Annotated in this window: 12 protein-coding genes; 9 read left to right on the plus strand and 3 right to left on the minus strand. The window is 71.0% G+C overall.

Annotated features, from left to right (window positions below; translation table 11 throughout):
• The first annotated feature begins 81 nt into the window (after nucleotides 1-81).
• The 3 genes from leuA to KVS67_RS04025 are packed head-to-tail and all read left to right on the plus strand — an operon-like array spanning nucleotide 82 to nucleotide 3,493.
• On the plus strand, nucleotides 82-1,815 hold the full coding sequence (leuA, locus tag KVS67_RS04015) for a 2-isopropylmalate synthase (RefSeq protein ID WP_036384708.1): 1,734 nt from the start codon (nucleotides 82-84) through the stop codon (nucleotides 1,813-1,815).
• Nucleotides 1,812-2,633 (plus strand): DNA repair protein RecO, encoded by an 822-nt coding sequence (recO, locus tag KVS67_RS04020; protein ID WP_101967656.1) that lies wholly within the window; start codon nucleotides 1,812-1,814, stop codon nucleotides 2,631-2,633. The genes leuA and recO overlap by 4 nt, the downstream gene beginning before the upstream one ends.
• Nucleotides 2,630-3,493 carry an isoprenyl transferase gene (locus tag KVS67_RS04025; RefSeq protein ID WP_049161858.1) on the plus strand — a complete coding sequence of 288 codons (864 nt, stop codon included), beginning with the start codon at nucleotides 2,630-2,632 and terminating at the stop codon, nucleotides 3,491-3,493. The genes recO and KVS67_RS04025 overlap by 4 nt, the downstream gene beginning before the upstream one ends.
• Here KVS67_RS04025 and KVS67_RS04030 read toward each other — a convergent pair.
• Complete coding sequence (locus tag KVS67_RS04030; protein WP_073116435.1) at nucleotides 3,433-4,542, minus strand: alpha/beta hydrolase; 1,110 nt, start codon at nucleotides 4,540-4,542, stop codon at nucleotides 3,433-3,435. The genes KVS67_RS04025 and KVS67_RS04030 overlap by 61 nt on opposite strands.
• A 55-nt stretch (nucleotides 4,543-4,597) precedes the next feature.
• Here KVS67_RS04030 and KVS67_RS04035 point away from each other — a divergent pair, with 55 nt between their 5' ends.
• The gene (locus tag KVS67_RS04035) at nucleotides 4,598-5,725 is read left to right on the plus strand and encodes a quinone-dependent dihydroorotate dehydrogenase (protein ID WP_060973665.1); all 1,128 of its coding nucleotides are present in this window, start codon (nucleotides 4,598-4,600) and stop codon (nucleotides 5,723-5,725) included.
• 66 nt (nucleotides 5,726-5,791) lie between these two features.
• On the opposite strand, the gene KVS67_RS04040 is transcribed toward KVS67_RS04035, so the two are convergent.
• Nucleotides 5,792-6,412 carry a DUF3043 domain-containing protein gene (locus KVS67_RS04040; protein ID WP_036384729.1) on the minus strand — a complete coding sequence of 207 codons (621 nt, stop codon included), beginning with the start codon at nucleotides 6,410-6,412 and terminating at the stop codon, nucleotides 5,792-5,794.
• Nucleotides 6,413-6,492: 80 nt separating this feature from the next.
• On the opposite strand from KVS67_RS04040, the gene KVS67_RS04045 reads away from it, so the two are divergent.
• The 5 genes from KVS67_RS04045 to KVS67_RS04065 all read left to right on the plus strand — a co-directional run bounded on the left by KVS67_RS04045 (nucleotide 6,493) and on the right by KVS67_RS04065 (nucleotide 11,710).
• Nucleotides 6,493-7,896, plus strand: a complete 1,404-nt coding sequence (locus KVS67_RS04045; RefSeq protein WP_036384731.1) for a dipeptidase — start codon at nucleotides 6,493-6,495, stop codon at nucleotides 7,894-7,896.
• Nucleotides 7,897-8,014: 118 nt separating this feature from the next.
• On the plus strand, nucleotides 8,015-8,407 hold the full coding sequence (erpA, locus tag KVS67_RS04050; protein ID WP_002854644.1) for an iron-sulfur cluster insertion protein ErpA: 393 nt from the start codon (nucleotides 8,015-8,017) through the stop codon (nucleotides 8,405-8,407).
• A 335-nt stretch (nucleotides 8,408-8,742) separates the two neighbouring features.
• Nucleotides 8,743-9,603, plus strand: a complete 861-nt coding sequence (gene coxB, locus KVS67_RS04055; RefSeq protein WP_069941918.1) for a cytochrome c oxidase subunit II — start codon at nucleotides 8,743-8,745, stop codon at nucleotides 9,601-9,603.
• Nucleotides 9,603-11,312, plus strand: a complete 1,710-nt coding sequence (ctaD, locus tag KVS67_RS04060) for a cytochrome c oxidase subunit I (protein WP_052007134.1) — start codon at nucleotides 9,603-9,605, stop codon at nucleotides 11,310-11,312. Before coxB ends, ctaD begins: the two co-directional genes overlap by 1 nt.
• Nucleotides 11,309-11,710 carry a cytochrome c oxidase subunit 4 gene (locus tag KVS67_RS04065; protein WP_036384748.1) on the plus strand — a complete coding sequence of 134 codons (402 nt, stop codon included), beginning with the start codon at nucleotides 11,309-11,311 and terminating at the stop codon, nucleotides 11,708-11,710. The genes ctaD and KVS67_RS04065 overlap by 4 nt, the downstream gene beginning before the upstream one ends.
• 897 nt (nucleotides 11,711-12,607) lie before the next feature.
• On the opposite strand, the gene KVS67_RS04070 is transcribed toward KVS67_RS04065, so the two are convergent.
• The gene (locus tag KVS67_RS04070; protein WP_309226006.1) at nucleotides 12,608-12,775 is read right to left on the minus strand and encodes an ATP-binding protein; all 168 of its coding nucleotides are present in this window, start codon (nucleotides 12,773-12,775) and stop codon (nucleotides 12,608-12,610) included.
• Nucleotides 12,776-12,784: the final 9 nt, after the last annotated feature.

Genomic DNA, 12,784 nt, shown 5'->3' on the forward strand with positions numbered 1-12,784 from the left:
CGGAGTCCCTGACCTCCCGGTCCGGCCACCGACCACCCACCTTTCGCGCGCCCGCCGCGCGCACGTCGAGGGAGAACACGCATGAGCGCCCACCTGCAGAAGTCGTCGGGGATGAAGTTCCACAAGTACGTCCCGTTCCAGGACCAGATCGAGGTCGCCCTGCCGGACCGCACCTGGCCGGACAAGGTCATCGAGAAGGCGCCGCTGTGGTGCGCCGTGGACCTGCGCGACGGCAACCAGGCCCTGATCGACCCCATGGGCCCCGAGCGCAAGCTGCGCATGTTCCAGCTGCTCGTCGGCATGGGCTTCAAGGAGATCGAGGTCGGCTTCCCGTCCGCCTCGCAGACCGACTACGACTTCGTCCGCCAGCTCATCGAGGGCGACCACATCCCGGACGACGTCACCATCCAGGTCCTCACCCAGTCCCGTGAGCACCTGATCGAGCGCACCTTCGAGGCGCTCGAGGGGGCCGACCGGGCCATCGTGCACCTGTACAACTCGACGTCGGTGCTGCAGCGCCGCGTGGTGTTCCGGCAGGACGAGGACGGGATCGTGGACATCGCGACCTCCGGCGCGCGCCTGGTGAAGAAGTTCGAGGAGCAGCTCAAGGGCACGCAGATCACCTACGAGTACTCGCCCGAGTCCTACACGGGCACCGAGCTCGAGTTCGCCCGGCGCATCTCGGACGAGGTGGCCACGGTCCTGGAGGCCTCCACCGACCGCAAGATGATCCTGAACCTGCCGGCGACGGTGGAGATGTCGACCCCGAACGTGTACGCCGACTCGATCGAGTGGATGCACCGCAACCTGGAGCACCGCGACTCGCTCATCCTCTCCCTGCACCCGCACAACGACCGCGGCACGGGCGTGGCCGCCGCCGAGCTGGGCTACCTCGCCGGGGCGGACCGCATCGAGGGGTGCCTGTTCGGCAACGGCGAGCGCACCGGCAACGTCGACCTGGTGACGCTGGGCATGAACCTGTACTCGCAGGGCATCGACCCCATGATCGACTTCTCCGACATGGACCACATCAAGCGCACGGTCGAGTACTGCAACCAGCTGGCCGTGCCCGAGCGCTCGCCCTGGGGCGGCGACCTCGTCTTCACGGCCTTCTCCGGCTCCCACCAGGACGCCATCAAGAAGGGCTTCGAGGCGATGGAGGTCGACGCGAAGGCGGCCGGCACGGACGTGGACGGCATCCCGTGGGCCGTGCCGTACCTGCCCATCGACCCGAAGGACATCGGCCGCTCGTACGAAGCCGTCATCCGCGTGAACTCGCAGTCCGGCAAGGGCGGCGTCGCCTACCTGCTCAAGTCCGAGCACAACCTGGACCTGCCGCGCCGCGCGCAGATCGAGTTCTCCCACGTCATCCAGGATCTGGCCGACGCCCAGGGCGGCGAGGTCTCCGGCGCCGACCTGTGGCGCGTGTTCCAGGACGAGTATCTGCCCGCCGACGCGGCGGAGGCGCAGTGGGGCCGCTACCGGCTCCGCTCGGTCTCCTCGGCCTCCGGCGAGGACGGCGCGTTCCGGATGGAGGCCGAGCTCGAGGTCGACGGCGTCACGCAGACCCGCACGGCGCAGGGCAACGGCCCGATCGACGCGTTCCTGCGCATCCTCGGCGAGGAGGGCGTGGACGTCCGCGTGCTCGACTACTCCGAGCACGCACTGTCCGAGGGCGGCGCGGCCATGGCCGCCGCCTACGTGGAGGCGGCCGTGGGCGACCGTGTCCTCTGGGGCGTCGGCCTGGACCACAACACCACCACCGCCTCGCTGAAGGCCGTGGTGTCCGCGGTGAACCGCGCCCTGCGCGCGTGAGCGGCTCCGGCTCCTCCCGGCGGGGTGCGCGGCACGGCGGCTACGCGGCGAACTCGTTCCGCACCGAGGCCATCGTGCTGCGCACCCACCGTCTGGGGGAAGCCGATCGCATCATCGAGGCGCTCACCCCCGAGCACGGCCTGGTCCGGGCCGTGGCCAAGGGGGTGCGCAAGACCTCCTCCCGGCTGGGCTCGGTGGTGGAGCCGTTCATGCACTCCACGCTCCAGCTCGCACGCGGCCGGGGGGAGCTGCACACCGTGAGCCAGGCGCAGCTGCTGCACCCGTACGCAACGATGCTGGCCGCCGACTACGACGCCTACACCGTCGCCGGCGCCCTCGCCGAGGCCGTCGAGCGGGTCCCCGCGGTCGACGACGACGGCCGGCGCGCCCAGTACCGCCTGTTCCACGGCGCGCTGGCCGCGCTGGCCCGCGGCGCGCACGACCCGCGCCTGATCCTGCACTCGTTCCTGCTGCGCGCGCTCGCCCAGGCCGGCTGGGCCCCGACCTTCGACCGGTGCGCCCGCTGCGGCGCCCCCGGCCCGCACACGGCACTGCACGTGGGCCTCGGCGGGGCCGTCTGCCCCGAGTGCAGGCCACCCGGTGCCGCTCACCCGGCCCCGGAGACCTTCGACCTGCTCTCGGCCCTCGCGGCGGGGGACTGGGCCACCGCGGACGCCTCCGGGGCCCCCGCCCGCCGCGAGGCGGCCGGTATCGTGGCGGCGTACCTGCAGTTCCACGCCGAGCGGCGCCTGGTGTCCCTGTCCGTCCTGGACCAGGACCTCGGCCTCCCCGCCCCGCGCGTCGAGAGGAGACCATGAGCGCCGACCGAGCCCCACAGCCCCCACCGCCGCACCCCTCGGGTGCGGTCGCCCCGCGGATCGACCCGCGTTTCGTGCCCCGGCACGTGGCGATCGTGATGGACGGCAACGGACGGTGGGCCAACCAGCGCGGCCTGCCCCGCACCGAGGGCCATCGGGCCGGCGAGGCGGCGCTGCTGGACGTCGTCGCCGGGGCGGTGGAGCTGGGGATCGGCCACGTGTCCGCGTATGCGTTCTCCACGGAGAACTGGCGGCGCTCGGCGGAGGAGGTGCGCTTCCTCATGGGCTTCTCCCGGGACGTGCTGCGCCGGCAGCGGGACACCCTGCACTCGTGGAACGTGCGGATCCGGTGGAACGGGCGGGCCCCGCGCCTCTGGACCCCCGTGATCCGGGAGCTGCAGGAGGCCGAGGAGCTCACGCGCCACAACACCGGCACCACGCTGCACATGTGCGTGAACTACGGCAGCCGGGCCGAGATCCTGGACGGCGTCCAGGCCATCGCCGAAGAGGTCCGGGCCGGCCGGATGCGGCCGGGCGAGATCAGCGAGGACGTCATCACCCGCTACCTCGACCGCGGTTTCCGCACGGGTCAGGACGTCGACGTCGTCCCGGACGTGGACCTGTTCCTGCGAACCTCGGGGGAGCAGCGCCTGTCCAACTATCTGCTGTGGCAGTCCGCCTACGCGGAGCTGCTGTTCCTGGACGTGCTGTGGCCGGACGTCGACCGGCGGACCCTGTGGGCCGCCGTCGAGACCTACGCCCGACGGGACCGCCGCTACGGCGGCGCCGTGGACACCCCTCAGCCGGCACCGTCGTCCGGCGCGCCGGACTCGGCCTCGGACGCCGACGGCGGCGCGTAGGCGCCCAGCCACGTGAGCGTCGCGGCACCGGCCGCCTCGCGCACCGACGCGGGGGAGGCGAACACGTCGTGCAGCGCGTCGGGGAGCCGGTGGACGGTCACCCGGTCGCCGAGCCGCAGGGAGCGGCGGGCCATGGCGTCGGGGTCCAGGACGATGTCCGAGGTCAGCATCGCCTCGGCGTAGGACGTGCCCCGATGCCCGCGCGCGGAGACGAGCACGAGGATCGGCACGGTGACGTCGAGCCGCCCGGCCACGGCCCGGTGCCCCGAGAGGACCGCACTCAGCCAGGCGGCCGGCACCTCGAACGCGTGCGGGGGACGCCAGAGCGGGTGCAGGTCCCATTCGCCCTCGGCCTGGTCCGAGAGGGTGCGCCAGTAGTGGTCGATGCGCGGCAGTGTGAGCATGGCGTAGGGCTTCATGGCGGAGACGGGCCCCACGATGGACTTCGCCAGCAGGCGCACCCCCGCGCTGCCCTGCATCTCCAGCCACGGGCTGTTGAGCACGAGCGCGGCGAGGCGGCCGGGATTCCGGTCCGCCCACAGCGCGGCGATCAGCCCGCCGGTGGAGTGTCCCATGAGGATGGGCGGCAACGGGTGGTCCTGGGCGATGGTCTCGAACGCGGCCTCGAGGTCCGCGTCGTAGCGGGCCAGGTCGTCCGTCCAGCCGGGCGTCTGTCCCGTGCGCAGCGAGCGGCCGTAGTGGCGGAGGTCGACGGCGTGGAAGGCATAGCCGGCGGCCTCGAACGCGTGGGCGAGCGGGGCGTTGTAGAAGTAGTCGCTCCAGCCGTGCACCGAGAGGATGGGCCGCCGGGCCGGGTCACGGGCGGCGTCGGTGCGCGGACGCACCACTGTGACAAGGTTCTGTCCTTGTTCATCGGTGTCGAGGCCGAGCGTGCATCGTTCGAAGCCCGGCAGCCCGTCCGGGACCCAGCCCAGGCCCGGCGGATCGTCGAGGAACGGGCGGGTGTCCTCCTCCGTCGGTCCGCCGGCGGGTGCGCCGTGCGGGGCGGAGGGGTCCGGGGGCGGCGGCTGGATCGGGTCACGGGCCATCCGACCACTCTAGGAGGACCCCGGACGGGCGGGAGGCCCGTGCGAGGATGGGGGCATGCAGCTGCCTGATCCCAAGTCCGCCGTCGACGGCCTCCTGACCTCCCGTGCGCCTCGCCTGTACCCGCCCTTCTTCCGTGCCGTGTTCGGCGGCATGGACGCGGAGCAGGCGCACCATCGGGGCTTCGACGCGATCCGGCTGGTCGAGCGCACCGGGGCGTCCGCCGCCCTGCGCGCCGCCTTCCGCCCGGACCCGATGCTCGCGCGCACGGTCATGGGCCTGCGGTTCCCGACGCCCTTCGGCCTGGCCGCGGGGTTCGACAAGGACGGCCGGGGGACCGCCGCTCTGGCCGACCTCGGGTTCGGCCACATCGAGGTCGGCACGATCACGGCGCAGCCGCAGCCCGGCAACCCGCAGCCGCGACTGTTCCGTCTCGTGGACGACCGGGCGCTGGTCAACCGCATGGGCTTCAACAACGACGGCGCGGCGGCCGTCGCCCCCCGCCTGGCGCGGACCCGGCAGACACTGGAGCGCCGCTTCGGCCCGGCCCGGCCGGTCCTGGGCGTGAACATCGGCAAGACCAAGGTGGTCCCCCTCGAGGACGCGGCGGACGACTACCGGGCCTCGACCCGCCTGCTCGCGCCCCACGCCGACTACCTGACGGTCAACGTGTCCTCGCCGAACACGCCGGGGCTGCGCCAGCTGCAGGAGATCGACGCGCTGGAGCCGATCCTCACGGCGGTGCGCGAGGAGGCCGACCGTGCGGTCCCGGACCGTCGCGTGCCGCTGACCGTGAAGATCGCCCCGGACCTGGCGGACGACGACGTGCGCGCCGTCGGGGCGCTCGCCGAGCGCCTCGGGCTCGACGGCGTCATCGCGACCAACACGACCGTCTCCCGGGAGGGTCTGCGCACCCCGCGTGCCGACGTGGACGCCCTGGGCGCGGGCGGCCTGTCCGGCGCCCCGCTGCAGGAGCGGTCGATGCGGGTGCTGGAGGTCCTGCGGGCGGCGCTGCCGACGGGCACCGCCGTCGTCAGCGTGGGCGGGGTGACGGACGCCGACGACGTCCAGGCCCGGCTCGACGCGGGCGCGGACCTCGTCCAGGGATACACGGCGTTCCTGTACGAGGGCCCGTTCTGGGCCGGCCGGATCACCGCCGGGCTGGCCCGGTCCCTGCGGGGCTGACGGTCTGCTCGCCGGGGACGCGACGGCCCGGACCCACCGGGGTCCGGGCCGTGGCGCGGTGTCGTGTCAGGCGGGGTACTCGCCCCGCTTGACCTGGGGCTTGGGCAGACGCAGGCGGCGGAACTGCAGGGCCCGCATGATGCCGTAGAAGCCGGTCCCGGACTCCGGCGTGCCGAAGCGCTCCGTGAGGCCCTTCTTGATGTGCCGGCTGACCAGGAAGCTCTCGATGAGCACGAGGGCCACGAGGACGTACAGGCTGATCATCAGGATCAGCTGCGCCTCGCGACCGGGGATGAACATGAGCAGGACGTAGGCGAAGACGACGGGCATGAGCCACTCGCCGATCCCGGTCCGCGCGTCCACGTAGTCACGGACCCAGCGCTTCTGCGGCCCCTTGTCGCGTGCCGGGAGACCGCGCTCGTCCCCGGTCTCCAGCGCGGCGCGCTGGCGCATCCGCTCCTGGGCCATCGCCTGGCGCTCGGCCTTGCGAGCCGCTTTGCGATCTTCGGGGACCAGAGTGCGACGGCGCGCAGCCTCCTGGTCGCGGCGCCGTGGAGTCGGGCCCTTCTTGCCCTGCGAGCGGTCGCGCGGCGCGGCCCCGGACACGGCGCCCTCGGCGGGAGCAGCCGAGGAGCCGTGAGTCGAGGGGGCGGGCGCGGTCTCGGGGGTCTTGTCTCGCTTGAACACCCGTCCAGTCTAGTGGTGGGGCGCGTCCGGCCCGGCCGGGGGCACGACCCTCGGCCCCGCCGCCGTCTACGCTGGCCGTCATGACTGACATCACCTCCCGTGCGCCGCAGGACGCGGCCCTCGTCTCCGCCGTCCGTGAGGCCGTCGAGGCCCGTTTCCCGACGACCCTCCAGACCCTCACCGACCTCGTGGCGATCCCGGGCATCGCCTGGGACTCCGCGGACCGCACCCAGCTCGAGCGGTCCGCCGAGGCTGTCGCGGGCCTGCTGCGCGAGGCGGGCCTGCAGGATGTGGAGATCGTGACCGAGACCCGCGACGACGACCGGCCCGGCGGGCCGGCGGTGATCGGCGAGAAGCCCGGCGCCTCCGACAAGCCCACCGTCTTGTTGTATGCCCATCATGACGTGCAGCCGCTCGGGGACGAGGACCTCTGGGACACCCCGCCGCTCGTGGCCACCGAGCGCGGCGGGCGGCTGTACGGCCGCGGCGCCGCCGACGACAAGGCCGGCATCATGGTCCACCTCGCCGCCCTCGCCGCCCTGCGGGACGTCCTGCCCGACGCCGGCGTCGGCGTCCGCGTCTTCATCGAGGGCGAGGAGGAGGCCGGCTCGCCCACCTTCCGCACCTTCCTGGAGAAGCACCGGGCGCGCCTCGACGCCGACGCGATCGTGGTCGCGGACTCGTCCAACTGGGCCGTGGGGGAGCCCGCGCTGACCACCTCCCTGCGCGGGCTGGTGGACGGCACGGTGACCGTCCGGGTGCTCGACCACGCCGTGCACTCCGGCATGTTCGGCGGGCCGGTCCTGGACGCCGTCGTCCTGCTCTCGCGGCTGATCGCCACGCTCCACGACGCGGACGGCGCGGTCGCCGTGCCCGGCCTCGAGCCGCGGCAGACCGCGGGCCTGGACTACCCCGAGGACGTCTTCCGCGCGGACGCGGGCGTGCTGGACGGGGTGACCCTGGCCGGCCGCGGCCCGGTCGCGGACCGGCTGTGGAACGCTCCCGCGCTGAGCATCATCGGGATCGACGCGCCCTCGGTCGCGGAGTCCTCGAACACGATCCAGCCCGCGGCGCGCGCGAAGTTCTCGCTGCGCCTGGGCCCCGGCATGGAGCCCGCGGAGGCCTTCGAGGCGCTGCGCACCCACCTGGAGGCGCAGTCCGCGGCGGTGCTCGGCGCGGAGACCACGGTCACCGCGGGGGAGTTCGGTCAGCCGTTCACGACGGACACCTCGGCCCCCGCCGCGGCCGCGATGATGGCCGCCCTGGAGGACGCCTGGGGCGTCGAGCCCCGGGCGATCGGCATGGGCGGCTCCATCCCGTTCACCGCGGACCTCGCCGAGGTCTTCCCGGAGGCCACCCTCCTCATCACGGGCGTGGAGGACCCGGACACGCGGGCGCACTCGGCCAACGAGTCGCTGCACATCGACGACTTCCAGCGGGCCGTCGTGGCCGAGGCGCTCTGGCTCGCGCGGCTCTCGGCGTGAGCGCCGCCCGGCCCGTCGGTGCGGCGGGCCGGGAATGCCCCGTGGGCGGCTAGTGTTGCCCGGGAGACCACACGCGCGTGACGGCCCCGTCCGCGCCCCATGATCTGAGGAGGTCACGATGGCTCTGTCCGCAGAGGAGACCGGCGTCGAGATCGGCGCGACCCAGGACGCCGAGGGCCTGCCCCCGCACGAGGTCGAGCTGACCGACGTGGCGGCCGGCAAGGTGCGCTCGCTGCTCGAGCAGGAGGGTCGCACGGACCTGCGGCTGCGCGTGGCCGTGCAGCCGGGCGGCTGCTCGGGCCTGATCTACCAGCTCTACTTCGACGAGCGCGTCCTCGACGGCGACACCGTCCGGGACTACGACGGGGTCGAGGTGATCGTCGACAAGATGAGCGTGCCCTATCTCATGGGCGCGACCATCGACTTCGAGGACACCATCTCGAAGCAGGGCTTCACGATCGACAACCCCAACGCGGGCGGCTCGTGCGCCTGCGGCGACTCCTTCCACTGATCTGCGGGCGCCCGGAGCGCCTCGGACCGCGAACCGGCGGGTCGGCCTCGGCCGGCCCGCCGTCGTCGTGCCCGGGCACCGTGCCCAGGATGCTCGGACCCGACTCCCAGACACGATCGGCACGTGTCACGGTGCGGTGAATCCGCGTGTTTCGGCGTAGACTGGCTCTGAATCATCAGGGCATACCCGTGCTCCCTGCGAGGACGCTGCGAGAAGTCGCCGAATCGTCGGGGGAGCGGGGACGCCCCTCGCACACGAGATGAAGAGGAAGGCCGTCTGTGAGAGCACAGAATGACGCCGGACGTCGGACTCGCCGCCGCTGGAGCGCCGGTGCCGTGGGCACCACGGCGCTCCTGGTGCTGACCGGCTGCTCGGCAGAGGTCCAGCGCGGCTGGTACCCCGGCACCCGGGAGACCACCAACCACAACGCCCAGCTCACCGACCTGTGGGTGAACTCCTGGATCGCGGCCATGGCCGTCGGCCTGCTGGCCTGGGGCGCCATGATCTGGTGCATGGTGGCGTACCGCCGCCGCAAGAACGACCAGGGCTTCCCGAAGCAGACGGCCTACAACGTGCCGCTCGAGACCATGTTCACGGCCATCCCGATCCTGATGGTCTTCACCCTCTGGGGCTTCACCAACCGCGTCCAGACCGAGGTCGACCGCCCCGTGGACGACTCGCCGCTGACCGTCACCGTGTACGGCAAGCAGTGGTCCTGGGACTTCAACTACTCCTACGAGCAGGAGAACGGCGAGGTCATCGAGGCCCACTACTCCGGAATCCAGGCCCAGCTGGACGGCACCGAGGGCGTGCGTGACACCCTTCCGGTCCTGTACCTGCCGAATGACGTGCCGGTGCACTTCGAGCTGAAGTCCCGTGACGTGGCCCACTCCTTCTGGATCCCGCAGTTCCTCCAGAAGCGCGACATGGTGCCCGGCAAGACCAACCACCTGTACCTGACCCCCCAGGAGCTGGGCAGCTACGACGGCAAGTGCGCCGAGCTGTGCGGCGAGTCCCACTCCGAGATGCTCTTCAACGTGGAGGTCGTCGACGAGGCGGAGTTCGTCCAGCGCCTCGAGGAGATGGAGCCGGGTCAGGTGGGCGACGAGTACAGCCGCAATCCCAACAACAACCCTGACGGCGCCGGGACGATGGAGCGCGATCTCCAGACCCCCCGCGGTGGAGGTAGCCACTGATGACCACTTACGAGTACGCAACGGATGAGGTGCGCTCACAGGCGCAGCCTCGTGTGGTGCCCCGTTCGCTGGGCAAGATCGTCGTCAGCTGGCTGACGACGACCGACCACAAGGTGCTCGGGTACATGTACCTGATCACGTCCTTCGTCTTCTTCTGCATCGGCGGCGTCATGGCCCTCATGATCCGCGCGGAGCTCTTCGAGCCCGGCATGCAGATCCTGCAGACGAAGGAGCAGTACAACCAGCTGTTCACCATGCACGGCACGCTCATGCTGCTCATGTTCGCGACCCCGCTCTTCACGGGCTTCGCCAACGTGCTGGTGCCGCTGCAGATCGGTGCTCCGGACGTGTCCTTCCCGCGTCTGAACGCCTTGGCGTTCTGGTTCTTCCTGTTCGGCTCCCTCATCGCGACCGCCGGGTTCCTCACCCCGCAGGGTGCGGCCTCGTTCGGCTGGTTCGCCTACGCCCCGCTCTCCAACACCACGTTCTCGCCGGGCGTCGGCGGTGACCTCTGGGTGTTCGGTCTGGTCCTCCAGGGCTTCGGCACGATCATGGGCGGCGTCAACTTCATCACCACGATCCTGACGATGCGTGCTCCTGGCATGACGATGTGGCGCATGCCGATCTTCACCTGGAACACGCTCATCACCAGCATCCTGATCATGATGGCGTTCCCGCCGTTTGCCTCCGCGCTCTTCGCGCTGGGCCTGGACCGTCGCTTCGGCGGCCACATCTTCAACCCGGAGAACGGCGGCGCCATCCTGTGGCAGCACCTCTTCTGGTTCTTCGGCCACCCCGAGGTGTACATCATCGCCCTGCCGTTCTTCGGCGTCGTGTCGGAGATCATCCCGGTGTTCTCCCGCAAGCCGATCTTCGGCTACAAGTCCATCGTGTTCGCGACGACGGCGATCGCCGCGCTCTCCGTGACGGTGTGGGCGCACCACATGTACGTGACCGGCGCCGTGCTCCTGCCGTTCTTCTCCGTGATGACCATGCTCATCGCGGTCCCGACCGGCGTGAAGTTCGTGAACTGGATCGGCACCATGTGGCGCGGTTCGATCACCTTCGAGACCCCGATGCTGTGGACGCTCGGCTTCATGGTCACCTTCCTGTTCGGTGGCCTGACCGGCGTCATCCTGGCGTCGCCGCCCCTGGACTTCCAGGTGTCCGACACCTACTTCGTCGTGGCGCACTTCCACTACGTCATCTTCGGCACCGTGGTGTTCGCGATGTTCGCCGGCTTCTTCTTCTGGTGGCCCAAGTTCACCGGCAAGATGCTGAACGAGCGTCTCGGCAAGATCCAGTTCTGGCTGCTGTTCGTGGGCTTCCACGGCACGTTCCTGATCCAGCACTGGCTCGGCGTCATCGGCATGCCCCGCCGCTATGCGGACTACATGGTGGAGGACAGCTTCCAGGCGATGAACGCGTTCTCCTCGGTCTTCTCCTTCGTTCTCGGCGCGTCGCTGATCCCGTTCTTCTGGAACGTCTACATCACCTCGCGCTATGGCAAGAAGGTCACCGTGGACGACCCGTGGGGCTTCGGCGCCTCGCTCGAGTGGACCACTTCGTGCCCGCCGCCGCGGCACAACTTCCACTCCCTGCCGCGCATCCGCTCCGAGCGTCCGGCGCTGGATCTGCACCACCCGGAGCTCTTCCCGCACTCGCCTCAGAACACGTCTGAGGCCTTCGGAGAGAAGGTGTCCCGGTGAAGGTCGCAGCGAACATCTTCTGGGTGATCGGCCTGTTCTTCGTGGCCGCAGGCACCCTGTACGGATTCTGGATCGAGTGGACTGAGTGGGCTGGCATCCCGGCCCTCTACGCCCTGAGCGCGATGTCCTGGATGATCGCCTGGTACCTGCGGGCCGCCGAGCACAAATACGGCGTCGGCCCTGCAGATGACGAGGACGGTCAGATCGTCGAGTACGCCGGCACCTACGGCACCTTCGCTCCCTGGAGCTGGTGGCCGCTGGGCCTCGGCCTGGGCTGCGCGATCATCGTGACCGGCCTGGCCGTCGGCTGGTGGGTCTTCATCATCGGCATCGTCGCCGCCGCCTACTTCACCTTCGGGTGGGTCTACGAGTTCTCTCGGGGCAAGTACGCCCACTGACCTGGCCGTCGTCGAACGCCGCAGGCCGGACCCCTCGGGGGTCCGGCCTGCGGCGTTTCCCTGGGAGCTGAGTACGGCCAGCCCGCCGTCGCGGCGGCCAGCCCCTGCGCCGCGGGGCCGGTCACGGCGACCGGCCTACTCGCCGCTCGGGGGCCAAGCGTGGTGCCCGGGTGAAGGGTTCGCCTGGTGGCCCGTCCCGCTGTCTCGTGGTCTCCGTAGGCCCGGGCATCGACCGCCGCGCAGAGTCAGCGGCGCGCCAGGAGCGCCTCACCGCGCTGCCCATGACGACGTCTGCGTGCCGCGGCGGCACTTGAATGGGCCGTCCCGTCGCGCGTCCCGTTGATGCCCGTGCCCGCGACTCCTACGCCGCTCTCAGCGGCCGGAACGAGCCTCGTCACGTAGAGACCGGGCAGGGGAGTCGCACGGGGTGCAGGCCAGCAGGGCCGTCGCTTGTGACGGTCCACGTGGCGAGGTGAGGGTGACACTTTCGGTGGGCGCCGGACGAGGCCCCCTCCGCCCCCTCTGCACCGTCCGAGGGGGCGGGGCCGGCCCGGCCTCCGGAGAGCCCGTGGCCGCGTCCGCACGGGCACCTGCCACGCACTGTCGACAGCTCCTCGGTCAGGAAGAAAGGGCTGGCCGGTGGTTGCGGCGATGGGCCTCATCATCACCATCGGTGCATCGGTGCATCGGTGCAGCGGAGTACGGCTTGGCTCTGCACCGGTGCCCACCATGTTGACCGTGACGCCGTGGCCTGCATCCGGGCCGTCGTCTGTCAAGGGCCATTGAGTTCTGCCCATAGGCGGCCAGTGTTTCTTCCCGCTGGTGGCCATCAGAACTGCCCACTGGTGGCCAGCTGGTTTGCCCGTTTGGGTGGTGGTGCTGGCCACCGTGATGGGATCAGTTCAGTGGCATGACTCCCTTCCCGGCCATTGCCTGGGTCATCCGTACGGAGTCTCCGGTGGTCTGGCAGACGTGGGCGTGGTGCAGGAGCCGGTCGACGGTGGCGGTGGCCAGGGTCTTGGGCATCAGCTCGTCGAAGCCGGCCGGGTGCAGGTTCGAGCTGATCGCTACGGA

Source organism: Micrococcus sp. GbtcB5 (genome assembly GCF_019091605.1).
Taxonomy (GTDB): domain Bacteria; phylum Actinomycetota; class Actinomycetes; order Actinomycetales; family Micrococcaceae; genus Micrococcus; species Micrococcus luteus.

Coding starts and splice junctions, on each gene's coding strand:
- leuA (WP_036384708.1), top strand. CDS start 82: ATGAGCGCCCACCTGCAGAAGTCGTCGGGGATGAAGTTCCACAAGTAC.
- KVS67_RS04025 (WP_049161858.1), top strand. CDS start 2,630: ATGAGCGCCGACCGAGCCCCACAGCCCCCACCGCCGCACCCCTCGGGT.
- KVS67_RS04030 (WP_073116435.1), bottom strand. CDS start 4,542: ATGGCCCGTGACCCGATCCAGCCGCCGCCCCCGGACCCCTCCGCCCCG.
- KVS67_RS04035 (WP_060973665.1), top strand. CDS start 4,598: ATGCAGCTGCCTGATCCCAAGTCCGCCGTCGACGGCCTCCTGACCTCC.
- KVS67_RS04045 (WP_036384731.1), top strand. CDS start 6,493: ATGACTGACATCACCTCCCGTGCGCCGCAGGACGCGGCCCTCGTCTCC.
- erpA (WP_002854644.1), top strand. CDS start 8,015: ATGGCTCTGTCCGCAGAGGAGACCGGCGTCGAGATCGGCGCGACCCAG.
- ctaD (WP_052007134.1), top strand. CDS start 9,603: ATGACCACTTACGAGTACGCAACGGATGAGGTGCGCTCACAGGCGCAG.